The 25766-nt window shown below is 67.8% G+C and carries 19 protein-coding genes; 11 read left to right on the top strand and 8 right to left on the bottom strand.

Annotated elements, in window-relative coordinates:
• The first annotated feature begins 6 nt into the window (after positions 1-6).
• A complete protein-coding gene (locus tag ABD866_RS05075; protein WP_345061794.1) occupies positions 7-348 on the top strand; it encodes a rhodanese-like domain-containing protein in 342 nt (113 codons plus the stop codon).
• Positions 349-394: 46 nt separating this feature from the next.
• The gene (locus ABD866_RS05070; protein ID WP_345061792.1) at positions 395-1729 is read left to right on the top strand and encodes a TolC family outer membrane protein; all 1335 of its coding nucleotides are present in this window, start codon (positions 395-397) and stop codon (positions 1727-1729) included.
• A gap of 15 nt (positions 1730-1744) precedes the next feature.
• On the opposite strand, the gene ABD866_RS05065 is transcribed toward ABD866_RS05070, so the two are convergent.
• Positions 1745-3076 (bottom strand): 3-deoxy-D-manno-octulosonic acid transferase, encoded by a 1332-nt coding sequence (locus ABD866_RS05065; RefSeq protein ID WP_345061790.1) that lies wholly within the window; start codon positions 3074-3076, stop codon positions 1745-1747.
• 30 nt (positions 3077-3106) lie between these two features.
• Positions 3107-4495 (bottom strand): phosphomannomutase/phosphoglucomutase, encoded by a 1389-nt coding sequence (locus ABD866_RS05060; RefSeq protein ID WP_345061788.1) that lies wholly within the window; start codon positions 4493-4495, stop codon positions 3107-3109.
• A gap of 157 nt (positions 4496-4652) precedes the next feature.
• Here ABD866_RS05060 and ABD866_RS05055 point away from each other — a divergent pair, with 157 nt between their 5' ends.
• From ABD866_RS05055 to ABD866_RS05040, 4 genes are all read left to right on the top strand, one after another.
• Positions 4653-6275 (top strand): DNA-3-methyladenine glycosylase 2 family protein, encoded by a 1623-nt coding sequence (locus ABD866_RS05055; RefSeq protein ID WP_345061786.1) that lies wholly within the window; start codon positions 4653-4655, stop codon positions 6273-6275.
• Positions 6276-6341: 66 nt separating this feature from the next.
• Positions 6342-6887, top strand: coding sequence for a methylated-DNA--[protein]-cysteine S-methyltransferase (locus ABD866_RS05050; RefSeq protein ID WP_345061784.1), 546 nt, complete (start codon positions 6342-6344; stop codon positions 6885-6887).
• A complete protein-coding gene (locus ABD866_RS05045) occupies positions 6884-7774 on the top strand; it encodes a DMT family transporter (RefSeq protein WP_345061782.1) in 891 nt (296 codons plus the stop codon). The genes ABD866_RS05050 and ABD866_RS05045 overlap by 4 nt, the downstream gene beginning before the upstream one ends.
• Positions 7775-7928: 154 nt before the next feature.
• Complete coding sequence (locus ABD866_RS05040; RefSeq protein WP_345061780.1) at positions 7929-11768, top strand: sensor domain-containing protein; 3840 nt, start codon at positions 7929-7931, stop codon at positions 11766-11768.
• Positions 11769-12111: 343 nt separating this feature from the next.
• On the opposite strand, the gene ABD866_RS05035 is transcribed toward ABD866_RS05040, so the two are convergent.
• The 6 genes from ABD866_RS05035 to ABD866_RS05010 form a co-directional block, all read right to left on the bottom strand.
• Positions 12112-14007, bottom strand: coding sequence for a propionate--CoA ligase (locus ABD866_RS05035; RefSeq protein WP_345061778.1), 1896 nt, complete (start codon positions 14005-14007; stop codon positions 12112-12114).
• Positions 14008-14355: 348 nt separating this feature from the next.
• Positions 14356-16023, bottom strand: coding sequence for a PAS domain S-box protein (locus ABD866_RS05030; RefSeq protein WP_345061776.1), 1668 nt, complete (start codon positions 16021-16023; stop codon positions 14356-14358).
• Positions 16024-16217: 194 nt separating this feature from the next.
• The gene (locus tag ABD866_RS05025) at positions 16218-16820 is read right to left on the bottom strand and encodes an isochorismatase family protein (RefSeq protein ID WP_345061774.1); all 603 of its coding nucleotides are present in this window, start codon (positions 16818-16820) and stop codon (positions 16218-16220) included.
• A gap of 65 nt (positions 16821-16885) precedes the next feature.
• The gene (locus tag ABD866_RS05020; RefSeq protein ID WP_345061772.1) at positions 16886-17797 is read right to left on the bottom strand and encodes a ribose-phosphate diphosphokinase; all 912 of its coding nucleotides are present in this window, start codon (positions 17795-17797) and stop codon (positions 16886-16888) included.
• Positions 17798-17799: 2 nt separating this feature from the next.
• On the bottom strand, positions 17800-19410 hold the full coding sequence (locus ABD866_RS05015; protein WP_345061770.1) for a thymidine phosphorylase family protein: 1611 nt from the start codon (positions 19408-19410) through the stop codon (positions 17800-17802).
• Positions 19411-19456: 46 nt separating this feature from the next.
• Complete coding sequence (locus tag ABD866_RS05010; protein WP_345061768.1) at positions 19457-20557, bottom strand: PQQ-dependent sugar dehydrogenase; 1101 nt, start codon at positions 20555-20557, stop codon at positions 19457-19459.
• Between the two features lie 230 nt (positions 20558-20787).
• Between ABD866_RS05010 and ABD866_RS05005 the strand changes: the two genes are divergently transcribed.
• The 5 genes from ABD866_RS05005 to ABD866_RS04985 all read left to right on the top strand — a co-directional run.
• The gene (locus ABD866_RS05005) at positions 20788-21363 is read left to right on the top strand and encodes a C40 family peptidase (RefSeq protein WP_345061766.1); all 576 of its coding nucleotides are present in this window, start codon (positions 20788-20790) and stop codon (positions 21361-21363) included.
• Positions 21364-21619: 256 nt separating this feature from the next.
• Positions 21620-22150, top strand: coding sequence for a hypothetical protein (locus ABD866_RS05000; protein ID WP_345061764.1), 531 nt, complete (start codon positions 21620-21622; stop codon positions 22148-22150).
• Positions 22151-22683: 533 nt separating this feature from the next.
• Positions 22684-24111 carry a sensor histidine kinase gene (locus ABD866_RS04995; RefSeq protein WP_345061762.1) on the top strand — a complete coding sequence of 476 codons (1428 nt, stop codon included), beginning with the start codon at positions 22684-22686 and terminating at the stop codon, positions 24109-24111.
• Positions 24108-24857, top strand: a complete 750-nt coding sequence (locus tag ABD866_RS04990; RefSeq protein ID WP_345061760.1) for a response regulator transcription factor — start codon at positions 24108-24110, stop codon at positions 24855-24857. The genes ABD866_RS04995 and ABD866_RS04990 overlap by 4 nt, the downstream gene beginning before the upstream one ends.
• 96 nt (positions 24858-24953) lie before the next feature.
• A partial coding sequence (locus tag ABD866_RS04985) for an MCP four helix bundle domain-containing protein (protein WP_345061758.1) occupies positions 24954-25766 on the top strand: 813 nt, incomplete at its 3' end.

Here is a 25766-nt window from a genome sequence, read left to right as displayed (position 1 = left end):
CCGGTCATGGACCACGTTCGACCTTCTGAACTGCGCGACTGGTTTGCCGCCGTGGCACCCAACGGGGCCACCCCGGTGGTGCTCGATGTGCGCGAGCCCTGGGAATGGCAGACCTCCAGTGTCAAAGCCGAGGGTTTTGAGCTGGTGTGCATCCCCATGGGCAGCATTCCATCGCGCCTGGCGGACATCGACCCCGCGCGCCCCGTGGCCTGCCTGTGCCACCACGGCGCGCGCAGCCTGCGCGTGGCGGTGTTCTTGCAGCAACAGGGCTTTGGCACTGTCGCCAACATCACCGGCGGCATCGAGGCCTGGGCGCAGGAGCTGGACCCCGCCCTGCCCCGCTACTGAACCCGCCCCACCGGACTCGCAGCGCCGATTTTTTTGAGGACTTTCCATGACACTGCCGCGGCTTCTTCCCCTGACATTTGCCCTGGGTCTGTGCCTGGCCCTTCCGGTGCAGGCGCAAAGCCTGATGGAACTGGTCGAATCGGCGCGCAAGTACGACAGCACCTGGCAGGCGGCTCGCGCGCAACTGGACGCCGCAGAGCGCCGCGCCGACCAGGCCCGCGCCGGCCTGCTGCCCAGCGCCGCGCTGTCGGCCGGTGTCACCCGTGCCCAGACCGATGTAACCCGCCCGCCGGTGGACCGCAGCGCCACCACCCAGACCCTGGGCGTGAACGCCTCGCAGCCGCTGTACCGCCCGGCCAATCGCATTGCACTGCAGCAAGGGGAGCGCGGCGTGGAGGTCGCCCAGGCCCAGCTCGACGCGGCCACGCAGGATTTGCTGGTGCGCGTGAGCCAGGGGTACTTTGATGTGTTGGCGGCGCAAGACACCCTCGCGTTTGTCCAGGCGCAAAAGGCAGCGGTCTCGGAGCAGCTGGCCTCTGCCAAGCGCAACTTCGAGGTGGGCACCGCCACCGTGACGGACCAGCGCGAGGCACAGGCCCGCTTCGATCTGGTGGTGGCCCAGGAAATCGCCGCCGAAAACGACCTGCGAGTCAAGCGCCTGGCCCTCGACCAGTTGGTCGGCGTGACCGGCACCAAGCCTGCGCCTCTGGCGCAGCCGGTGCAACTGCCAGCCGTGACACCCGACGACGTGAACCAGTGGGTGGAAACCTCGCGCAATCAGCAGCCGGGCGTGCGCCAGGCGGCCCTGGCACTGGATGTGGCGCGTCTGGAAACCCGCCGCGCCGAAACCGGCCACCTGCCCACGGTGGACCTGCAGGCCGGCTACAACATCACACGCAACCCCAACGGTACGGCAACGCTGCCCGGCGTCAGCAGCCGCACCAACAACGCCAGCCTCGGTGTGGCACTGAACCTGCCGCTCTTTGCAGGCTATGCCGTGCAGAACCGCGTGCGTGAAACCTTAGCCCTCGAAGAAAAGGCCCAGGCCGACCTGGAGACCGCGCGCCGCAACGTTGCACAGGCCACGCGGGCCGCGTTTTTCGGTGTGCAGTCGGGCCAGGGCCAGGTGCGGGCGCTCGAAGCGGCCGAACTGTCCAGCCAGAGCGCACTCGATGCCAACCGCCTGGGCTATCAGGTCGGTGTGCGCATCAATATTGACGTGCTCAATGCGCAAAGCCAGCTCTTCCAGACCAAGCGCGACCTAGCCCAGGCGCGCTACAACGTGTTGCTGGGTACGCTCAAGCTGCGCCAGGCCGCCGGTACCCTGACACTCGACGACGTGGCGGCCATCAACCGCCTGCTCGCTCCCGCAGCGCCCTGAACGCTGCGGCAGGGCCTAGCGCCCTGCCCGCCCCTGCCACAGCAGCGCGGCAATCGCGTCGGCGGTGGCCTCTGCAGCGCCACGGTGCGCTGTGGCAAATGCCAGCGCGCGGGTTCGCCGCTGCGCGAGTGCGTCTGTGTCGACCAACCAGGCCAGTGCCTCGCGTAGGCCGACAGCCATGTCGGCCACACGCTGTGCCGCCTGGGCTTCGCAGGCCTGCTCGGCGGCCTCGGAAAAGTTGAAGGTGTGCGGGCCCAGTACCACCGGACACCCGCAGGCCGCGGCTTCGATGAGGTTTTGCCCGCCAAATTCGCCAAAACTGCCCCCCAGCAGCACAACATCGGCCATGCCGTAGTAGCGTGGCATCTCCCCCAGGCTGTCGCCCAACCACACCTGCGCCGGCTCGGGCGCAGCCGCCCAGGCGCTGCGCCGCGACACCGTAAGCCCGCTGCTGCGCAGCAGCGCCGCCACTTCGTCAAAACGCTGCGGGTGCCGCGGCACCACCAGCCATTGCACACCCGCCAGCGCCGCCGCACCGCCAGCACGCCCTTGCAGGTTCTGTAGCGCCTGGAGCCACAGCGCCTCCTCGCCCTCGCGGCTACTGGCCAAAAGCACCACCGGGCGGCCTGCCGCCGCGCGCCAAGCGCGGCCCTGTGCCAAGAGCTCGGCATCGGGTGTGGCATCGAACTTGAGGTTGCCGAACACGCCCGCCACCGGCGCCCCCAGCGCCCGCAGGCGGTCAGCATCGGCTGCAGTCTGTGCATACACGGCGGCGAGGCCGCGGTAAGCCGGGCGGGCCAGGAGCGCCAGACGCAGCGCACGCTGCAGCGAACGCGCATTCAAGCGGGCGTTGGCCAGCACCAGCGGTACGCCGCGCGCACGGCAGGCCTCCACCAAGTTGGGCCACACCTCGGTTTCCATGAGCACGCCCACTGCAGGCCGAAACTGCCGCAGAAAACGCGCGACAGCCCCTGGCGTGTCCCATGGCAGCCAGACCTGCACATCACCCGGCGTGAGCAGCTTTTCGCCCTCGGCGCGGCCCGTGGCCGTGCTGTGGGTGAGCAACAGCCGCATGCCCGGCAGGCGGGCGCGCAGCCGGGCCAGCAGCACGGCGGCGGCGCGCGTTTCGCCCAGCGACACGGCATGCACCCACACAAACTGGCCCAGCGGGTCCATGGTGCTGTAGGGCACCAGGCTGTCGATCGGGCGCGGATAGCGGCCAAATCGCTCGGGAATTGCAGCCAGGTAACCAGGCTCGTCGCGCCCGCGGCGGCGCAGCTTGCGCAGCAGCAGCGGCTGCGCAAGCCACATCAGGGCCGAATAAGCGGCGCGGACCAGATCAGGCATGGCGCAGGCTCTGGGCAGATCAGCGCGGCGTCAATGCGCGGCGCTGCCGGGCTGCGCGCCGGGCTTGACGCGGTGCAGCAGGGCCAGCATGGCCGCTTCGATGCGCGCCAGCGCCTCGGGCGTATGACCCTCAAAGCGCAGCACCAGCACGGGCGTTGTGTTGCTGGCCCGAATCAGACCAAAGCCGTCGGGCCAATCCACGCGCAAACCGTCGATGGTGCTGATGCGCGCGGGTTCAGCAAACTGGGCGGGCGCCAGGGCCTGCAGTTCAGCCGTGAGTCGGTGCGGCTCTCCCTCTGCACAAGCCACATTGAGCTCGGGTGTGGAGTGGCTGCTGGGCAGAGCCTCCAACACAGCGCCAGGGTCTGCATGGCGGCTCAGGATTTCCAGCAGGCGGCAACCCGCGTAGGTGCCGTCGTCAAAGCCGTACCAGCGCTCCTGGAAGAAGATGTGCCCGCTCATCTCGCCGCCCAGCGGAGCCTGCAGCGCCTTCATGCGGGCCTTGATGAGCGAATGACCGGTCTTGTACATCACCGGCTGACCTCCAGCGGCCTCAATGGCCGGGGCCAGGCGCTGCGTGCACTTCACGTCGAACAGGATGGGCGCCCCTGGCACGCGCGAGAGCACGTCCTGCGCAAACAGCATCATCTGCCGGTCTGGGTAGATGTTCTGGCCCGAACGCGTGACGATGCCCAAGCGGTCGCCGTCGCCATCGAAGGCCAGGCCCAGGTCGGCGTCGGACGCCTGCAGCGCACGCGTCAGGTCCTGCAGGTTCTCGGGCTTGCTCGGGTCGGGGTGGTGGTTCGGAAAATTCCCGTCCACCTCGGCGTACAGGGCCTGCACCTCGCAGCCCAGCGCACGGAAGATATCGGGGGCGGACGCACCGGCCACGCCGTTGCCGCAGTCCACCACGATCTTGAGCGGGCGGGCCAGGCGGATATCGCCCACGATGCGCTCGCGGTAGGCCGGCAGCACATCGTGCGTGCGGCACTGCCCGCCGCCCTGCAGCGTCCAGGCCTCGGCCTCCATCGCACGGCGCAGCGCCTGGATCTCGTCGCCAAAAATCGCGCGGCCCGCCAGCACCATCTTGAAACCGTTGTAGTCGCGGGGGTTGTGGCTGCCCGTGACCTGGATACCGCTCGTGCACAAGGTGGATGCCGCAAAGTACAGCATGGGCGTGGTGGCCATGCCGATGTCGATGACCGACAGGCCCACATCCTGCAGCCCGGCCATCAGCGCGCCCGCCAGCGCGGGGCCTGAGAGCCGCCCGTCGCGCCCCACGGCCACGGTGCTTTCGCCCTCGGCGAGCGCCGCCATGCCAAAGGCCCGGCCCAGGTTCCGTGCCACGGTCTCGTCCAGGGTGTCGGGCACGATGCCGCGGATGTCGTAGGCCTTGAAGATGGCGGGTGCTGCGTGCACGAAGAGCCCTTTCGGAACAGTGAGGCGGTCGGAAGCGAAGCCCGCAATTGTAGAAGCCCCGTCTTGCAGCGAACGCCGCAGCAGGGTGGGTCACGGCCGCAGGCGCAGGTCCGCAAACGTCGCATGGCCATCGCACTGGCGGCCTATGATGGACCGCATGTCCTCCCGCCCTTCAGCGCCACTCGCGCCTTCAGCCCCCAGCGCTGAAGCAGCCCGCTGGCACGAGCAGTGCTGGCGCGCGCTCAGCAGCCGCGACGCGCGCTTTGACGGCCGCTTTTTCACCGGGGTGACCTCCACCGGCGTGTATTGCCGGCCTGTGTGCGCCGTGCGCACCCCGCGGCGCGAGAACTGCCAGTTTTACGCGACCGCAGCGCACGCCGAGCAGGCCGGGTTTCGGCCCTGCCTGCGCTGCCGGCCCGAGCTGGCCCCGGCGGCCCAGTGGTGGTCGGCCACCGACGCGGCCAGCGTGCTGGTGCGCGAGGCCCTGCGGCGCCTGCAGCCACAAGTCCGCGGCACCGAAGATGGCGCCGTCGTGCAGGTGCTGGCGCGGCGACTGGGCGTGACCGACCGGCACCTGCGCCGCGTGTTCCAGCAGCAACTGGGTGTCACCCCGCAGCAGGTGTGGCAGACGCGGCGGCTGTTGGCCGCCAAGCAGTTGCTGACCGACACCACACTGCCTGTGCACGAGGTCGCTTCCGCCAGCGGCTTTGGCAGCGCGCGGCGGCTGCAGGCTGCGTTCGCCACGCATTACGGTCTGGAACCCACGGCCTTGCGACGCCAGTCACAGCGCGCGGACGATGCGCTGAAACCCGCGCTGCGGCCCGTGCGCCTGGGCTACCGGCCGCCACTGGACGCCGATGCGCTGCTGGCTTTTGGGGCGCAGCGGCAACTGCCCGGACTGGAACAGGTGGACACGGCCGAGCGCACCATGCGACGGGTGGTGCGTGCCCATGGCCCACAGGGCCGCTGCGCTCCAGGCTGGATCGAGGCCGTGTTCGACCCCTTGCATCCCGTGGTGTGCGTACGGCTGTCCGACAGCCTGCTGCCCGAATTGCCCGCCTGGCTGGCCCGTGTGCGCCACTGGCTGGACCTGGACGCAGACCCGGCGGCCATCCATGCGGTGCTGGGGCGCGACTTTCCGGCGGCCGAGGGCCTGCGGGTGCCCGGCACCACCGATGGCTTCGAACTGGCCGTACGCGCCGTGCTGGGCCAGCAGGTCAGCGTGGCCGCGGCACGCACCTTGGCGGGCCGTGTGCTAGACGCCTGGGGCGAGCCCGTGTCAACGCCCTGGCCAGCGCTGCACCGGGCGTTTCCGTCTGCCGCCGTGCTGGCGCGCGTGCCGGCCGAGGCGCTTGGCGCGCTGGGCATCGTGCGCCAGCGGCAGCAGGCCCTGCTGGCACTGGCACAGCAGGTGGATGCAGGCCTGCTCGACCTGAGCCCTGAGGCCGATGTGGAAGCCACGCGCGCGCGCCTTTGCAGCCTGCCCGGCATTGGCGCCTGGACGGCCGACTACATTGCACTGCGCGCCTTGCGGTGGCCCGATGCGTTTCCGGCCGCCGACGTGGCCCTGCACCAGGCACTGGGCATTGCCCGCGGCAGCGGCGCAGCGCGCGCGGCCACCGCGCGGGCCGAGCCCTGGCGCCCCTGGCGCGGCTACGCCCTGCTGCGCGCCTGGGCCGGGCACTACCAGCCGCCCGGAACCCCGGGGGCGCTGGCGGATGGCGATGCCACGCCGCCGGCAGCCGACACTGCCGCCACCGCCGCACCGGATTTGCTATAGTTTTAGTAGCTGCTCGTGCTTGACTTGTAAGCACAAGCAGCCCATTTGACCCTCAAGGAATCTGCCATGGTGGCCTTCGCATCCCTGACCTACACCGTCGTGCCCTCGCCCCTGGGTCGGCTGACGCTGGCCGCATCGGCCACAGGCCTGGCGGGTGTCTGGTTCGACGGCCAGCGCCACCTGCCCCCTGCACTAGCGGCCCAACCCACGGCCTGGCCGCGCGACGACGCCCACCCCCTGCTGCAGGCGGCGGCGGCGCAACTGCAGGCGTACTGGCGCGGTCAGGTCCGGTCCTTTGATCTGCCGCTTGACTTGTCGGCTGGAACCCCGTTTCAGCGGGCCGTGTGGCATGCGTTGCGCCAGGTGCCATACGGCGGCACCGTGCGCTATGGCGACCTCGCCCGTCAGCTGGGCCAGCCCCGGGCTGTGCGGGCGCTGGGCGCAGCCGTGGGCCGCAACCCGCTGAGCGTGGTGGTGCCCTGCCACCGGGTGGTGGGGGTGGGCGGCGCGCTCACGGGCTATGCCGGAGGGCTGGAGCGCAAACAGGCGCTGCTGCAGCTGGAAGGCGCACTGCCGCCGGTCGAACCGCCGCTGGCCGGGGCGACGGCATGAGCCGCCCGCCCGCCTGGGTGGCCGAGTTCGTGCTGCTGGCCGCGCTGTGGGGCGCGTCCTTTTTGTTCATGCGCCTGGGCGCGGCCGAATTTGGCCCACTGGCCACGGCAGGCCTGCGCGTGGGGCTGGCAGCCGCGTTTTTGTGGCCGGTGCTGTGGCAGCGGGGCCAGTGGCCTGCGCTGCGCCAGCATTGGCGGCCCGTGCTGGTGGCGGGGGTGATCAACTCCGCCCTGCCCTTTGCGCTGTATGCCTGGGCGGTGCTGCACCTCACCACGGGGCTGACGTCGATCCTCAACGCCACGGTGCCGCTGTTTGGCGCGCTGGTGGCCTGGGTGTGGCTGGGCGAACGCATTGCGCGCCTGCGCTGGCTGGGCCTGGCACTGGGGTTTGCAGGCGTGGCCCTGCTGGCCTGGCGTGCCCCGGCAGGGGTCGGTCTGGCAGGCGGCCAGGCGGCGCTCGCCATGGGGGCGTGCCTGCTGGCGTCGCTGTGTTACGCGCTGGCGGCCAGTTATGCGCGCCGCCGCCTGGTGGGGGTCCCGGCACTCGCCACGGCCACGGGCAGCCAGATTGGTGCCGCGCTGGCGCTGGCCATACCCACCGTGCTGTTCTGGCCCGAGCAGACGCCGGGCGCAACCGCGTGGCTCGCGGTGCTGGCGATTGCCGTGCTGTGCACCGGCATTGCGTACATCCTGTACTTCCGGATCATCGAGCGTGCAGGCGCCAGCCGGGCGCTGACCGTCACCTTTCTCACGCCGGTGTTTGCGCTGGGTTACGGCGCGCTGTTTCTGGCCGAACCCGTCACGCCGTGGATGGTGGGGTGCGCCGTACTGATTGTGGCTGGTACCGCCTTGTCAACCGGGCTAATCAGGACGCAGTCACAGCCCTGAGGCGTGTCCGAGTCGCCCTACACTCGGGATATGCGCCGCGTCCAGGGCCTCTTCTCACCCGCTTCCGTCGCGCCTTCAATGCAGCAGCGTGCTGCGCGGCTGGCGCTCGGCCTGGCCGCATTGACCCGACGGCTGGCCTGTACCTGGAGCCCGCATGGCCCATAACGCGCTGTTGGCCGGGGGTCTCCTGCTGCTGATTGTGTTGGGCATGACGCAGATGGCGCCGCAGGAGTTGCTGAAGCCGGGACGCCGAACCCAATGGACAGCGGGTTGGCTCGGCGGCATCGTATCGGTGCTGGTCCTGGTCGTACTGCGTATCAATGCGCCAGAACTGGACGTCGTGGCTTACCCGACTGCCACAGCTTTCATGGCTCTGTACTTTGGGCCGCTGGCAGCCGGAGTAACGGCGCTGGTCGCGCTGGCTGGTATTGCATGGAGCGGAGCCGCTGAAATCGGCGCAGCGGTGTTCGTTCTGAGCGCTGCCTGGGCCAGTGGCGAAGCCTGGCGGCGCGTGCGCCGCTATGCGCCGTTGAACACCTGGCGGCCGATGGTGGGACTGGCCGTGCTGCTGCCGCTGGCGACCGCGCTGGCCCTCGTGCTCGCGGGCCATATCTCGATGCCCGTTCATGCGGGGGCCTTGTTCGACACTTTCCCCTGGTATCACGGGGCAGGCATTCTGATCTTGGGCGCGGGGCGCCTGTTACTGGTGGGGAAGGCCCACACCACCTTGGCGCTGCAAGCGGCCAATGAGCGTTTGCGTGAGCGAGAGCAGCAACTAAGCCTGGCGCTCGATTCGCTGGCTGGCGGACGCTGGGAGTGGGAGGTTCCCACGCGCAGTTTCCGCTGCCACGGCAGCTTCTACGAGACGTTCGGCATCGAGGAAGGCGATGCTCCAGACCTCTGGCAGCGTTGGTATGCCCGGCGCCATCCTGGCGACGCTGCGCGGCAGGCTGCCAAGCTCGCGCGGGCCATGGATGGAGAGTCCGAGGCGTACGAGGCCGAGTTTCGCGTACTCGACCTGGAGGGGCAGTGGCGCTGGGTGCTGTCGCGTGGCACGGTGGCCGCGCGTGACGCGACGGGCAAACCGCAGCGGCTCATTGGCATGGACATTGACATCACCGCGCACCGGGAGGTGGAAGCGGCTTTGCAGGTATCGGAAACCAAGTACACGACCTTTTTTCAAACACTGCCGGATGCAGCCGGCATCTCCCGCATTCGCGACGGACGGTACCTGGATGTGAACCCCGCGTTCTGCGAGCTGTTTGACAGGGTCCATGCAGAAATCGTGGGCCGTACGTCCACCGAGTTGAAGATTTGGGCCAGCGAGCAAGAACGTGAACGGTTTGTGCGGGCGTTTGAACGGGACGGCAAGGTCGATCGGCTACCGGTGACCGCCCAGCGCAAGGGCGTGCGCTTGCCCGGCTTGATGTCGGCACGCTCCGTGCTTATCGAGGGTGAACAGTGCTTTGTGTTCGTCTTCCACGATATGACCGAGGCCCACCGCACCAGCGAGGAATTGCGTGCCGTCAACGGCCTGCTGCAGCAGGCGGGCCGGCTTGCGCGCCTGGGCGCCTGGGAAGATGCCCGGGGCCATGGACTGGTGTATTGGTCGGACGTGTGTTACGACATCCACGGCCTGCCCCTGGGTGCGCCGCCGCCTGCCCACTACATCGATCAGCATGTGGCGCCCGAATACCGCGAGATCCTGCGCGACTGCCTGCGCGCCAGCATTCTGCGACGCGAGGAATGGAGCCTGGAGCTGGAAGTGTTGCGGGCCGACGACGGGCAGCGCCGCTGGGTACGCGCCCGCGGCGAACCCGTGATCGAAGGTGGCCGCGTGACCCGGGTGCGCGGTGTGATGCAGGACATTGACGAAACCAAGCGCGCCGAGCAGCGGCTGCGCCAGTCGGAAGACCGTTTCTCCCGCATCTTCCACCTCATGCCCTATCCCATGGGGCTTTCGCGCTGCAGCGACGGCTGCTACACCGACATCAACCCCGCCTGGGAGCAGATGCTGGGCATCCCCCGTGGCGAAGCCCTGGGGCGCACGGCCATCGATTTGGGTATTTTCTCGGCCGACCAGCGCCAGCGTCTGCTGGACGCTGTGGAAAAGGACGGGCAGATCAACGGCTACGAGGTAACGCTGCACTCGCGCACGCGCGGGCCGCTCACGGTGCTGCAGTCCATGCGGCGCACCGAGCTGGACGGAGAACCGCACTGGCTGTTCTCGGTGCACGACATCACCGACCGCAAGCGCAACGAGGAACAGGTGCGCGAGCGCGAGGAACTGCTCTCGCTCACGCTGTCGGCCGCATCCCTGGGCTGCTGGGACTGGGACCTGGCCGCCGGACAGATTTCGGGCGACACGCGCTGGCGCCACCTGCGTGCACTGCCTGTCGGGCGCGGCCCTGCAAGCGATGCGCCCGTGCCCTGGGCCACCCATGTGGCGGTGGAAGACGTCGAGCGCATCTCCAACGAACTGGCCCGGCACACGCGGCATCCGGGCACGCCCTTCGATGCGACTTGGCGCACGCAGGCGCCCGGCGAGCCTGCCCGCTGGATTCGCAACCTGGGCAAGATCGTGCGCTACGACGACAACGCCCAGCCGCTGCGCATGCTGGGGGTGGCCATCGACGTGACCCCGCAGCGCGAGCAGGAAGTGCTGCTGCAAAAACTCGCACATTTCGACGCACTGACCGGCCTGCCCAACCGCGTGATGTTGGCCCGGCGGCTGCAGGACTGCATGGCCGAAGCCCGCGAACAGGGCACCCAGCTGGGCGTGGCCTACCTCGATCTGGACGGCTTCAAGCCGGTGAACGACCGCTTTGGTCACGGCGCGGGCGACCGCCTGCTGGTGATGGTCGCCGCACGCCTGACGCGCGCGCTGCGCTCGGTCGATTGCGTCGCGCGGCTGGGCGGCGACGAATTCGTGCTGCTCTTACCCGGTCTGGCCTCCGCCGCCGCCTTCGAGCAAACGCTGGGCCACGTGATGGACCAGATCGCCACCCCGTACGAGATCGACAGCGAGCGCGTGGTGGTCACGGCCAGCATTGGCTACACCATGTTCCCGCTGGACGAGGCCGATGCCGACACCCTGCTGCGCCATGCCGACCAGGCCATGTACGCGGCCAAGCAGGCCGGGCGCAACCGATACCACCAGTTTGACGCCGAGCAGGAGCGCGCACAGCAGCAGATGCGCGAACGGGGCCTGCAGGTGCGCGAGGGGCTGGCCGGGTCGCAGTTCGTGCTATACCTGCAACCCAAGGTGGACATGCGCAGCGGCGCGCTGGTGGGCGCCGAATTGCTCTCGCGCTGGCAGCACCCCGAGCGCGGGCTGGTGCCGCCCGGCGAGTTTCTGCCGCTGCTCGAAGGCACCGAGCTCGAAATCACCTTTGGCGAATGGGTGCTAGAAGCCGCGCTGCAGATGCACGAAGCCTTGAGCAACCGCGGCCTGCAGTTGCCGCTGAGCATCAACATCGCTGCGCAGCACCTGCAGCACCGTGGCTTTGCCGACTGGATGGCGCAGCGCATGGCCCACCACCCGGCGGTCTCGGCCTCGCTGATGGAGCTGGAGATCACCGAAAGCGCCGCACTGTACGACCTGCAGGCCGCCTCCAGTGCGCTGACCGACCTGCGCGCGCTGGGCATGTCAATCTCGCTCGATGACTTCGGCACCGGCTACTCGTCGCTCACCTACCTGCGCCGTTTGCCCATGGACGTGCTGAAAATCGACCAGAGCTTTGTGCACGGCATGATGAGCGACCCTGGCGATCTGGCCATCGTGCAGGGCGTGATCGGCCTGGCGCGCTCGTTCGGCTACCGTGTGATCGCCGAAGGCGTGGAAACCGTGGAGCAGGGCCAGATGCTGCTGCAACTGGGCTGCAGCCATGCGCAGGGCTATTGCATCGCGCGGCCCATGCCGCTGGACGACTTTGTGCGCTGGACGGCGTCCTGGGCCCCTCCGCCTGGCTGGCAGCGCCAGCGGCCGGGCTGAAGCGCAGCGCTGCGCCAGTGCAAGCCTGCGGAGGCGGGCTCATTCAGGCGAACAGGTGCTCGGATGCTATTGAATTGATAGCTGGTTGTGCTGGTCCACGGGTCGTTTCAGGCCGATTTTCCTCTTAACGGCTTTGCGGTGCCCGGCGTGGTCACGGCCTGCAAGGCCCGACAGGGCTCCAGTGCCTAAAGGGCCGTCACGCCCCCTGCAGCGCCCTCTTGTCTGCAGCGCCCTGCCCCGCGCACCACGCCACGCCCATCGGGCATCGTACGGTGCCCCCCAAATGCACAACAGGCCCGAAGGCCTGCTGTGTGGTGGGCGCTAGCCGCGCGGTGGCAGCCGTTCAGCCGCCCACCAGATCGCGCACCTGCTGCAGCGCGGCCGGATCTTCCATGGTGGTCAGGTCGCCGGGGTCGCGCTTTTCGGCCACAGCCTGCAGGGCACGGCGCAACAGCTTGCCGCTGCGCGTCTTGGGCAGCACCGTCACGAAGAACACGCGTGAGGGTCGGGCCACCGCGCCGAGTTGCGCGTTCACCAGCTTCATGACCTCGCCTTCGAGCTTGAGGCGCGCGGCATCGTCGGTCAGACCCGAGGCGTCCTTGGCCACGGCAAAGGCCATGGCCACCTGGCCCTTGAGGCTGTCGGCCACGCCCACGACGGCCACTTCCGCCACGTTGGGGTGCGACGCGATGCTCTCCTCGATTTCGCGCGTGCCCAGGCGGTGGCCGGCCACGTTGATCACATCGTCGGTGCGGCCCAGGATGAAGTGGTAGCCGTCGGCGTCGCGGATGCCCCAGTCAAAGGTGCTGTAGATCAGCCGGCCGGGCACGCTCTTCCAGTAGGTGTTCACAAAGCGGGCGTCGTCGCGCCACACCGTCTGCATGCAGCCCGGGGGCAGCGGCCCCTCAATGGCCACCACGCCCTTCTGGTTTGCGCCGGTCAGTTCCTCGCCCGTGGCCTCGTCGATCAGCTTGACCTGGTAGCCATACATGGCCTTGCCCGGGCTGCCAAAGCGAGCCGACTGCTTCTCGACGCCGTTGGCCAGCGTGAGGATGGGCCAGCCGGTTTCGGTCTGCCAGTAGTTGTCGATGATGGGCACCTGCAGCGCACTGCTGATCCATTGCGCGGTGGGCTCGTCGAGCGGTTCGCCAGCCAGCCACAGGGCCTTGAGGCTTTTCACGTTGTACTTGGCGAGGTAGGCCGGATCCTGTTTTTTCAGTACGCGCACCGCTGTGGGGGCCGAGAACATGTGCGTGACGCGGTACTTCTCGACGATGCTCCACCAGATGCCCGCATCGGGCCGGATGGGCAGGCCCTCGTACATGATGGTGGCCATGCCTGCGATGAGAGGACCATAGACGATGTAGCTGTGGCCCACCACCCAGCCGATGTCGCTGGTGGCAAAAAAGGTCTGGCCTGCCTGTGCGTCAAAAATGTGGCGCATGCTGGCGGCCAGCGCCACGGCGTAGCCGCCGGTGTCGCGCTGCACGCCCTTGGGTTTGCCGGTGGTGCCGCTGGTGTAGAGCGTGTAGCTCGGATGGGTGGAATCGACCCACTCGCAGGGCACCTGGGCCGCCAGATGCTGCTCACGCAGCGCCGCCCAGTCGTGGTCGCGCCCGGCGTGCAGGTGCATGGCGGCCAGCCCACGGTTGACCAGCAGCACTGCCTGCGGCTTGTGGCGGGAGAGTTCGATGGCTTCGTCCAGCAGCGGCTTGTAGGGCACCACCTTGCCCCCGCGCGAACCCGCGTCGGCGCTCACCACCAGCACGGGTTCGGCGTCTTCGATGCGTGAGGCCAGCGAGCCCGAGGCAAAACCGCCAAACACCACCGAATGCAGCGCCCCGATGCGCGCACAGGCCAGCATGGCAAAGGCCGCCTCGGCAATCATGGGCATGTAGATCAGCACCCGGTCGCCCTTTTTGACGCCCAGGTGCTGCAGCACCGCGGCCATGCGCTGCACTTCGGTGTGCAACTCGGCAAAGCTGTAGCTGCGCTCGGCCTCGGTCTCGGTCGAGATGGCGATCAGCGCAGGCTGGTCACCCCGTGCGGCCACGTGGCGGTCTACCGCGTTGTGGCACAGGTTGGTGGTACCGCCCACAAACCATTTGGCAAACGGCGGGTTGTTGTAGTCGCAGATCTGCTGGGGCGGCGTATGCCAGTCGATCAGGCGGGCCTGCTCGTCCCAAAAGGCGTCGCGCTCTTCGATGGAGCGGCGGTAGAACTCGGCGTATGCGCTCATGGGGTGTCTCCTCGGGTCTCTCTCGCAGCCTGCCGTGCAAGCCTTTCAGAATTCATAATTATTCATCACGGGCTTGCTGCAAGCTGACGCTGGCAGTGCTGTGCGCGCCGGTCAACGCGCGCTGAAAGGCGACCAATGACCGCCCGGCCCGGCCGATGGACGGAGAGCGAACGGTCAAGCCTTGCCGTGCGAGCTGCGCGCAAGGCACAGGCCAAAGGCAGCGGCGCGGCGGTTGCAGCCTTCCGAACAGCAGCGGCGCCACTCGCCATCCTGTGTGAGCGCCCCGGGCAGACACGGGCCACGGACGCTCCCCAAGACCCACGCGGCACACAGAGCGTGGTCGCCCGCTCAGCGCTGCAGCATGGCGGCGATTTCGCGCGCAGACATCGATGTCTTGCTGGCCAGACTCCGTACTTCGCTGGCCACCACGGCAAAGCCACGGCCCGCTTCGCCCGCACGCGCCGCTTCGATGGCGGCATTGAGCGACAGCAGATTCGTCTGCATTGAAATCGCATTGATGGTGGACACGATGTCTGCAATGCGCTGCAGCATCTCCTTTTGATCGGTCTGGTCGTGGCCAAACACCACCAGACGCTCCACCACCGCATGCATGTTGCGCACCGGGCTGACCACCGCGTCGAGCACGAGGGATGCGCCGTCGGCCCGCGGAATCTGTATCTGAACCTGTTCTTGCTGTCCCTGCTGCAAGCGGTTCGAGACCTCCGGGGTCAACACCTGCGAGACCGCATGTGCAAGAGCCTGCCGGATCTCATCAAGTCCCTGGACCTGCATGCGCCGCAGCAGCGCCGGGCTTGCGGACATCGGCCTGCCCTGCAAATCGGTGTCGAACAGGCAGGTGGACTCGCCAATCGCCCGCAGGCGGACGTCGTACTCCAGCGAGGCCATCTTGGTGCGGGTGATGTTGGCCATGACGCACACACAACGCGGGGCCGATCCATCGGCACCTGCGACCGCATTGACCGTCAACGACACCCACAGCGGCTCGCCATCCGCGCGGTGCAACACGACCTCCGCTTCGAACGGCCGGCCAGCTGCCATGGCTTCGTCCAGGCGCTGGAGAGTGGCGCTGTCGGTCAATGGCCCCCGCACCACGTCCCAGGGGCGACGGCCTGCCAGGGATTCGCCTTGCACACCAAACATCCGCTCGAACCCGGGGTTCGCGTATTCAAGCAACCCGCTGGCGCTGGTGATCAGCACCGCGTTGTCGGTGCCGTTGGCCACCATCGACAGGCGCTGGTTCTGCTCACGTTGCAGCACCTGCTCCGTGACGTCTTTGACGAAGGCGGTGTAGATGATGCGGCCATCAAGACGCACTTTGGAGAGCGACAGCACACCCCAGAGGCTGCTGCCGTCCTTGCGCTCGATGCGGACTTCTCGGCTGGTGCCCACGATCTTGTCCTGCCCGGTCGAACGGTTGGCGTCCACGTAGCGGTCATGGTGCGACTGAATCGCGTGGGGCACCAGCATCTTGACGTTGCGCCCGATCACCTCGCTGCGCGCGTACCCCCACAGTCTTTCGGCTGCCGCGTTGAAGGCCGTGACACAGTTGTTCTCATCAATCGTGACCACGGCATCAATCGCCTGCTCCAGGGTCTGGGTCACCATCTCCCGGGCTTCGCGTTCGGCGCTGATGTCGCGCACGATCGCGGTGTATCCGGTTCGCCCCCACAGACGCGTCTGATTCAGCGCCAAGGACACCCAGATGCGCTGTCCGCCCTTGGTGTGCAACTGCACTTCCCGGAACGTGCCCACAATGCGGTTCTGCCCGGTACTGCGATGGCGGTTCACATAGCCATCGTGGTGCTCGCGATGCTCCATCGGCACGAGCATGCGCACGTTGTGTCCGAGCACTTCGTCCGGCGTGTAGCCCCACAGGCGCTCAGCCGCCGCGTTGTAGAAGGTGACCCGGTTGCGATGGTCGATGCACACCACCGCATCGATGGACTGGCGCAGCGCCTCCAGGGCCCGCGCACCGCTGAATGTTTGCAGCCACATCCTCGCCTCCTGGCGTTGAACATGACTCGCAAATTTATCGATTTACAAAAACCCTAGCGAACGACTGGCTACACGACTTCTGTTCGGGAAAACGCTCCTTTTAAAACCAGATGAAAGCGTTATCGACGTCATTTGGCGCTTCGATCACTCCACGATCCAAACCCTAAAATCATCACTTTAATCATTGATATCAATTATTTGACGAGCGCAAGCACGTCCTTGAAGGCCGGGTGCTCGCACGAGCGCATCCATTCGAACAGCACCATTTCGGTGGTCACCAGCTCTGCACCGGCACCGGCCAGGCGGTCAAAGGCCGCGTCGCGGTTGCGTTCGGTGCGCGACCCACAGGCGTCGGTCACAACCCAGACCTCGAACTCGTCCTCCAGCAAATCGAGCGCCGTCTGCAGCAGGCACACATGGGCTTCGCAGCCTGCGATGACGATGGCGCCGCGCTCGTTTTGTGGCTGGGCAGGCTTTTGCAGGTGGCGTGGCAGGCTGCGGGCGTTGCCGCCCTGGGGCTTGGCCGGAGGGCGCAGCCATTCGGCCAGGCCTTCTTCCACCGCGCTGAAATGCATCTTGGCCAGGGTCTTGCGGCAGACGGCGCGCACTGCGGCGTCGTTGGGCCCGAGGCGCGAAGGGTTCTGCTCGGTGCCCCACACCGGCACGTCGAGCCACTGGGCACCCGCAGCCAGCTTGCGCGCGTTGGCCAGCACCTCGGCCCCGCCCTGAATGGCTGGCATCAGGCGTTCCTGGTAATCGACCAGCACGAGTTGGGATTCAGAGGCGTCGAGCAGCATGGCAGATCCGGCAAAAGCGTTCGTTCAAAGCCTGCGATTGTCGCAGGGCCGGCCAGGGCAGCCGCTCAAGCCGCGCCGATGGAGCGCAGCGCGGCGGCCAGGTCGGGGGCCATGTTCACGGCGTTGCTCCCGTGCGGCACGCAGTCGGTGCTCCAGAGCGTACCGATGCCCGACTGCTGCAACTGCGCCCAGGCGTCACCCCCCATCAACGCATGGGTGACGGCCACATCCACCGAGGTGGCCCCAGCCTGGCGCAGCAGACGGGCGGCCAGCGCCAGTGTGCGGCCGGTACTGGCCATGTCGTCCAGCAGCACCACCGGGCGTCCCTGCACGGCCACGCCGGGCGGCAGCGCGATGCGCACCTCGCGGTCGCCCAGACGCTCTTTGGTGCACACGGCGTGTGCCAGCCCCGCCGCTGCCGCGGCCTGCGCCACCCACTGGGCCGATTCACCATCGGGCCCCACCAGCACACAGCCCGGGCGCTGGGCCGCTGCCAGCCGGCCCAGCGCGGGCGCGGCGCTGACCACCACGGCCTGGGCCAGTGGCAATGCCTCGCCCAGCGTGGCTACGCGGTGCAGGTGTGGGTCGACGGTGATGGCGGCGTCGAACAGCTCGGCCAGCCAGGCGCCCACAATGCGCTGGCTCACGGCCTGGCCGGGCTCAAAGGCCATGTCCTGCCGCATGTAGGCCAGGTACGGCGCCACCAGTGTGAGGTGCTGCACGCCCAGGCTGCGCGCGGTGCGTGCAGCCAGCAGCAGCTCGATGAGCTTTTCGTTGGGGGTGTGCAGGCTGCGCAGCAGCACGGCGCGCGCGGGCAGATGGCCCGCGGCATCCAGCGGCAGCCGAATGCGCCATTCGCCGTCAGGAAAGCGGTGGCGCTCGATGGCCCGGGCCGTGAGCCCGGCCGCGTCGGCCAGCCGCTGGGCGGGCGCGGCCTCGTCGTCAAAGTACAGCAGCCAGGGGGCGGCAGCGGGCATGCTCAGAACTCCACAAACACATGCGGCACGTCGGCTGCCTCGCCCAGCCGGTAGGCGTTGTCTCGGGCACAGGCCTGGCGGGCAAATTCGAGGTCGGCCGGATATTCAGCGTGCACGCGGTACAGCAGGTCGCCAGCGGCCACGGCGTCGCCCAGCTTGCGGCACAGATCCACGCCTGCGCCCTGTACCTTGGGCGCACCGGCCAGTCGCGCGATGCGTGCGATCTGGTAGTTGTCGATGCCCGCCACGGTGCCCGCCGTCTGAGCCCGCACCTCCAGCACCAGCCGCCCGAGCTTGGGGGCGCGGTGGTCAAACCCCCGCGCCCCTTGGGCCGCAATCAGGGCGTTCATGCTGGCCAGCGCCCGGCCGGAGTCCAGGATGTCCCGCGCAATCGCATAACCATCGCCGCCGCGCACGTCGGGGTGGCATTCGAGCAGGCGGCCCGCCAGGCGCAGGGCTTTCTGGCGCAGGTCCTGCGGGGCGTGGGGGTCGTTTTCCAGCACCTGCATCACGTCACGCGCCTCCAGCACTGGCCCCACGCCCCGGCCGATGGGCTGGCGGCCGTCGGTGATCACCACGTCCAGCGCCAGGCCCATGCGGCGCGCCACATACTCAAACAAACGGCGCAGGCGCTGGGCGTCGGGCATGGAGCGCACCTTGGCCGTGGGGCCAATCGGAATGTCGAGTACCAGATGCGTGGCCCCGGCCGCCACTTTCTTGGACAGGATGGACGCCACCATCTGCCCCGGCGAGTCAATCGAGAGCGGCCGCTCCACCGAAATGAGCACGTCGTCGGCTGGCGACAACGCCGCCGTGCCGCCCCAGGCCAGACAGGCGCGGTGCTCGCGCACGATGTCGGACAGGCGATCCAGCGGCAGCTCCACATTGGCCAGCACCTCCATGGTGTCGGCCGTACCGGCGGGCGAAGTGATGGCGCGCGACGAGGTTTTGGGACACAACAGGCCGTGCGCTGCCACGATGGGCACCACCAGCATGGTCGTGCGGTTACCCGGAATCCCGCCGATGCAGTGCTTGTCCACCACCAGCGGCTCGTGCCAGTTCAGGCGCTGGCCGGTCTTCACCATCGCGTCGGACAGGAAGAACACCTCCTCGCGGTCCAGTTCCTCGCGGTGACAGGCGACCACAAACGCGGTGAGCTCGATCTTGGAGTACCGGTGCCCGGCCACGTCGCGGATGATGGCAAGAAAGTCGTCCTGCCGCAGCCGCTCTCCGGCCAGCTTGCGAAACAGCGCGTGCATCGAGGCGGGCGGCTCGGCCTGCGAAACGGCCACGTGGTAGCCGTCTTCCACCCCCAGCAGCGCAAAGGCCTGCTCCGACAGGCCCAGTTCGTCGCAGCCTACGATGGCGGTGTCGTCCACGACGTTCACCGTGGCCAGCACCCGGTTGCCGTTGGCCCGCACCTCCACCTTGGACAGTGCCTGAAAGCCCTCGGCCCGGTACACCGCGCAGTCGCGGTGCAGGTAGGCCACGTTTTCGCGCCAGGTGTCGATGGCCACCCGCCGCACGCGGAGGCGATGCGGTGGGGCTGTTGCATCGGCGGATGCAGGCGGCACAGCCGCCCCGGATGGAGATGGCTCGGTCAACTCGGGCATGGCAGCCACGGTACACCCAAACCACGGCGCAACGGCTTGACCTCCATCAAGAGCCTTCGCCGTTCACCAGCCGCTGCAACTTGCCCTGTGGGCTGTCAGTCAGCAGATACACCCAGCCATCCGGCCCCTGGCGTACATCGCGAATACGCTCGCCCGGGCGTGCGGGCAGCACCCGTTCTTCCCGCACCAGGCGAGTGCCGTCCCACTGAAGGCGGTGCAGACTGCCGAACTTGAGCGACCCTACCAGCAGGCTGCCCTTCCAGCTGGCCGCGTAACGCTCACCAGACACCCACACCATGCCCGAGGGCGCAATGGACGGCGTCCACTGGTGCAGCGGGGGCTCCAGCCCGGCACGCTGGCTGCCCTGACCGATGCGGCCGCCTCCGTATTCCTCGCCAAACGTCACCAGCGGCCAGCCGTAGTTGCGGCCGGGCTCAGGGCGGTTGACCTCATCACCGCCCTGCGGTCCGTGCTCGTGCATCCACAGCCGCCCGTCGGGGCCGAGCGCAGCACCCTGGGGGTTGCGGTGGCCCAGGCTCCAGATCTCTGGCAGCGCACCGGCCTGACCGCGGAAGGGGTTGTCGGCGGGCACGCTGCCGTCGGGCGCGATGCGCACAATCTTGCCGTGGTGGTTGTCCAGGCGCTGGGCGTTGTCGCGGTACTGGTAACGCTCGCCCAAGGCCAGCCACAACAGGCCACCGGGGGCCTGCACGATGCGACAGCCGAAATGCAGTCCGCCGGGCACCTTAGGCACCTGGCGGAAGACCACCCGCACTTGCTCCAGCCGCTGCAGGTTGTCCGACAGGCGCGCGCTGGCGAGTGCCGTTCCGTTGGCAGACCCTGCAGGATCCGGCTCGGCAAAACAAAAGAACAGACGGCGGTTGCGCTCGAAGTCAACGTCCAGGGCCACGTCGAGCAAGCCACCCTGCCCTGCCGCCGCAACGGCGGGCAGACCCGCCACCGGCTCGCGCAGGCGGCCGTCCGGCTCCACCACCCGCAGCCGGCCCGGGCGCTCGGTCACCAAAAAACGCCCGCCGGGCAAAAACGCCAGCGACCACGGGTGCTCCAATCCCTGAGCCACCGTCTGCAGGCGCACCGGAGCAGCGACGGAGCCCTCCCGCTCCTGCGCCAGGGCTACAGCGCTCATGAGGGCTCCCACCAAGGCTGCCGTCACGCGCACGCGCTGCGCGGCTTGCCGGCGGCGCCTCCGTGAACCTGCTTGATCATTCACCGCTTGCATGTTGTGCTCCATCGTTGCCAGACACATCGCAGGCATTGCGCCCGGCGCGCGGGCGTTTTGACGGCTCGCCTGACCTGCGTCATCCCCGCGGGCCCATGTTACAGACGCGACCGTCATCCGTGGTACGCTCCGCCCCCATGTCCCGTTGGTTCATCGCCCTACTCCTGGCTGCCGCGTCTGCGGCGCAGGCCGCCCCGGCTTCGGGCACCGGTGACGACATGGAAAAGCTGCTGGCCGACAAGGGCCTGATTTCGCAGCTTCAGGACATGCGCAACAGCGTGACCGACCGGGCTACCACCGTGGCCCATCAGGCATCGGACCTTGTGGTGCATGCGATGGGCTTTCTCGGAGTGCCCTACCGCCGCGGCGGCAACAGCGTGGAAACCGGCTTTGACTGCAGCGGTTTTGTGCGCGCCATTTACGAACAGACGGTGGGCCTCGTGCTGCCGCGCCGGGCCGATCAGCAGGCAGCCTCCACCCAGGTGATCGATCGCAAGGAATTGCAGCCGGGCGATCTGGTGTTCTTCAACACCATGCGCCGCACCTTCTCCCACGTGGGCATCTATGTGGGCGACCACAAATTCATTCACTCGCCCCGCAGCGGCGGCGAAGTGCGCGTGGAAGACATGCGCACGCCCTACTGGCAGCGGCGCTTTGACGGTGCGCGACGCGTGACGGCCGAAGCCGGATCGGCCGCCCCGGCCGCGCAGTAAGCCCTTGCGGCCCCTGCAGCCACCCGGCCCTGCGCCGGGTTTTTTGTTGCGAGGCGCAGCCCACGCAGCACCCCGTCGACAGCCTGCGCGCCAACTGGGCGTCGCCGCGCAGCACGCGCTGCGGCAAAGGTGCAAGGCCTATGCTCCGACTCCTTTGCAGACCGGTGGGGCCCTCTCGGCATCCGGCGGACACGGTCCAGGTTTCACAAAGGCGTGTGTGCGGAGCGGAATTACCACCCGGGCGTACCATGCCTCCATGCGCACCGCCCTTGATTACGCCGAAGGCGACCTGGATCTGATCGCAGCCATCCGCCGATCGCGCCGGCTGCTGCACCGCCGTGCCCTGGTGGCGGCGGCTGCCAGCACCGTGCCGGTACCCGGCCTCGACTGGGCGGTCGACGCGGCCCTGCTGTCCCGATTGATTCCCCAAATCAACGCCGAGTTTGGCCTGACCCCAGAGCAAATCGACCGCCTGGACCCTAAGCGGCGCGAGCAGGTGCAAAAAGCCGTGGCTCTGGTCGGATCGAGCCTGATCGGCAAATTCATCACCAAAGAGCTGGTGCTGCGCGCAGCCCAGGCTGTGGGTGTGCGGCTGTCGGCCAAACAGGCTGCCAAATACGTGCCGCTGGCCGGCCAAGCGGTGGCGGCGACGCTGGGCTATGCCACCTTGCGATGGCTAGGCGAGCAGCACCTGTGCGACTGCGTGCGCGTGGCCAAGGCGGCCGCCCTGCTGCCACCGGCGGCAGACAGCGGCGACGCTGAGATGGTGCCCAGCCCACGTCCTTGACCCGCTGCTGGCCGCTTGCGCCTGCTGTGCCGCGCCATGGCCCCGCGGGGCCAAGCTGGCTCCCGCACCTGCGCCATCGGCGTGCAGTGTGTTTGACGCCACAGCCTCACACCCCAGCAAGCGCATCGTCGGCAAGGCCTCAGACCTGCGCTGGATCCAAATGCCCGAGGGTCTGCGGCAGACCATGGGCATCAACGCTATGCTTTTGATAGCTGCCCATCCATTCTCGATAAGCACAAGCAACCATTTTCACTATAGGCAATTGGTTTCTTGACAAAAGCCCAGCGACGCAGCAGGGCACGCGATCCGCCCCCTCCGGCCGCAGCCTGTCATGGCCAGCCCCAAGCTGTCCCCAAAGGGCCTTGCGCAAACAGGTGCCTCTGGCGTGTACTCCGACGACCGGCAGCGAAGTCCGCACGAGACGCAATGCGCCGAGGGCCTGGGCGAACGGGCTGCGCACCGGAGACAACATGGAGGGACGATGGGTCTGACAGGCAGGGGGGACGCCCCGGACTCATGCGAAAAGGCAGGATATGGGCTGGTTTGACACAGCCACCGCGCTCTTTGTCTTGGGGCTGTTGTACGTCATTGCACCGCTGTTGACCTGGGCGGTGCTGGCGCGCCAGCGCAGCCGGGCGGTGGCCCTGTGGTGCAGCGGCGGCCTGCTGTTCGCTGTCGCGACCCTGCTGGCCTCTTTGGGTCGGCAAATGCCCGATTGGTCCACCATCGTACTGACGGTGTCGCTGACGTCCGCGTCCTGCCTACTGCGCATTCAGGCGCTGCGACTGGATCTGGGTCGGCCTCTTCACTGGGGGCTGCCGGCGGTCATCTGGGCTGGCATGACGGCGTTCACCGCGGTCACCCACTATGTGCTGGAGCAGTATGTGCTGCGCTCCCTGGTCAACGCCGTGCTGTTGTGCGTCTTGTTTGGGTGGATGGCCCTCACCGCGCACCGCATCGGCCGACAGGAACACAGCCGCAATGCCCGTGTGCTGGGGGGCGTCTATGGCCTCGTGGCTCTGGGCATGGCCTTGCGTGCGCTGGACATTGGCTTGCACCCTTATGGAAACCCGTACCCGTTGGCCATGTCGGGCTCTACCACGGTGTTGGCCCTGACCGGATTCGTCTCGGTTGTCGTTGGGCATTTTTGTTACCTGGGACTTGCGCTGGACCGCGCCCATCGGCGCGAGAAAAGGCTGGTGGCCGAGCAGGCTGCCCAAGAGGCCCAGCGTGCGCTGCACGCCCAGCTGGCCCACCTCGACCGTCAGCGCAGCATCGGTGAGATGTCCATGACGCTGGCGCACGAGATCAGCCAGCCTGTGGCGGCCGTGCTCACCAACGCCCAAACCGGGCTGCGGGGCATCGAGCAGGACAAGCTGGGCACCGAAGACCTGACCATGTTGCTCACCCAGATCGAGACGAGCGCGCGCCATGCCAGCCGCATCGTCGAACGCGTGCGCGACTTCATCAAGCCATCGACCACCAGCATGGAGGTGCTGGACATCGGGGAGCTGGTGCGCGAAGTGTGGGGCCTGGTCTCCAGCGACCTGCGGCGTCTGGGCATTCAATGGCACGAGCAGCCGGCCCCTGATCCGGTGCGCGTACGGGGCGACGCCCTGCAACTCGCGCAGGTACTGCTCAACGGCTTGCGCAACGCCATCGACGCGGTGTCCGAGGGCCCGCAGCGCGACATTGCGATGGCCTGGGGCCTGGAAGGTGACACAGCCTGGGTGCGCATTCAGGACTCGGGCTCGGGCCTGAGCCCCGACGCCCAGATCCGGATCATGGAACCGTTCTACACCACCAAGACAGAAGGGCTTGGCATGGGATACGCCATCTCTCGCACCATTGCCCAGCAGCACGGCGGGCAGCTGACGCTTGGCAATGACGCACACAACCGTCTGGGAGGCGCCACGTTGGAGCTGCGCTTGCCCGCCGTTTTGACAGGAGCCCAGGCATGAGCCCCACCCTTTCCCCGCGCCGAGTGGTCACCGTGGAAGACGAGGCCCTCGCGCAACGCTGTGCGCAAGGCCGCATCGTGCTGATCGACGACCACCCGGAAGTGCTGCGCTCCTTGCGCACGCTGCTCTGGATGGAGGGCTACGCCTGCGACGAATACCCGTCGGCTGTGGACTATCTGCAGTGGCGCGAACGGCAAGAGCCTGTGTTTCCGGGCCCGGTGTGCGTGCTGAGCGATGTGCGCATGCCCGATATGGACGGACTGGGTCTGCTGATGCTGATGCAGCAACACGCGGACACGCCGCTCATCCTGATGAGCGGTGCAAGCGGCATGCGCGATGCGATCCAGGGCTTTCGCCTCGGGGCGGTGGATTTCCTGCTCAAACCCGTCGAGATCTCTGAACTGCTCGGGGCCATTGCGCGCGCCCTGGCCCTGAGTACCGAACGCCAGCGTCACCGCGACCGCGATGGAGATCTGGCAGCGCGGCTGGCGAGTCTCAGCCCCCGCGAGCACTCGGTGGCCGAGCGCATCGTCCAGGGCCAGACCAACCAGCAGATTGCGGACGCGCTGGGCATCTCATTGCGCAGCGTGAAACGGGTACGGCAGGCGGCCAGTCAGAAGCTCGGGGCGAACTCGACCGCCGAACTCGTGTTGCGGTTCACGGGCAGCGCGGCCGCGGGTCGGCTGGTGGAGCCCTCTCGGAGTTGGCCCGATAGGGGCCTTGGCCCCGCAGTACCCACACGATAGGCTGCAGGCGCCTTGTCCTGGACAAGGCCGTCAATGGTTCAAGAACATCCCGCCGCTCCCCGACAGGGCGGGATTCACGGAAACAGGAGACACGTTGTGCGTTTTGAGACGATGAAGATTGCCCACCGGCTGGCCGTATTGATTGCCTGCCTGTGCACTTGGATGGTGGTAGTGGCCTACTTTGCCCTGGAGGGCATGCACCACAGCAACCAGGCACTCAACCGCGTGTACCAGGACCGGGTCGTACCGCTGCAGCAGATCAAGGCCGTGGCCGATGCCTATGCCGTCTTTATCGTTGATGCAGCGCACAAGGTGCGTGACGGCGCGTTCACGCCCGCCCAGGGGCGGGAGTCGATTGCCAAGGCGCGGCGGGATGCCCAGGCGCAGTGGCAAGCGTTTCTGGCCACCGATCTCACGCCACAGGAGAAATCCCTGGTGGAGAAATTCCAGCAGTTGCAAGCGAAGTCGGACGCGGCGATCGACCAGTTGGAGAAGATTCTCGTATCGGAGGAAAAGGTGGCCCTCGAACTGGCCGAGTTCGCGGCACGTACCATGTATCCAGCCTTGGACCCTCTGCAGGACGTGCTGGGCGCCCTCATCCAGCTGCAGCTGGACATCTCCAAAAAAGAATACTCAGACGCTGAGGAAGACTTTGAGCTCACCATGATGGGCGTGCTTGCGCTGCTCGGTGTAGCGCTTGCGGTGTCCGCAGGCATGGGCTACCTGATTGCCCGCAGCATCGTGCGCCAGCTGGGCACCGAGCCCGCCACCGCCGCCGCCCTGGCGCAGAGCGTTGCGCATGGCGATCTGACAGTGGCCATCGAGCTGCGCCCGGGCGACGAGACCAGCGTCATGGCCCAGCTCAAGCGCATGCAGCAGTCGCTGGTGGAAATGGTCTCCACCGTGCAC

The sequence above is a fragment of the Acidovorax lacteus genome (assembly GCF_039540375.1).
GTDB classification, from domain to species: domain Bacteria; phylum Pseudomonadota; class Gammaproteobacteria; order Burkholderiales; family Burkholderiaceae_C; genus Acidovorax_G; species Acidovorax_G lacteus.
The sequence above is the reverse complement of the archived record's forward strand: the minus strand, read 5'-3'. Positions and strand labels throughout refer to the sequence as shown.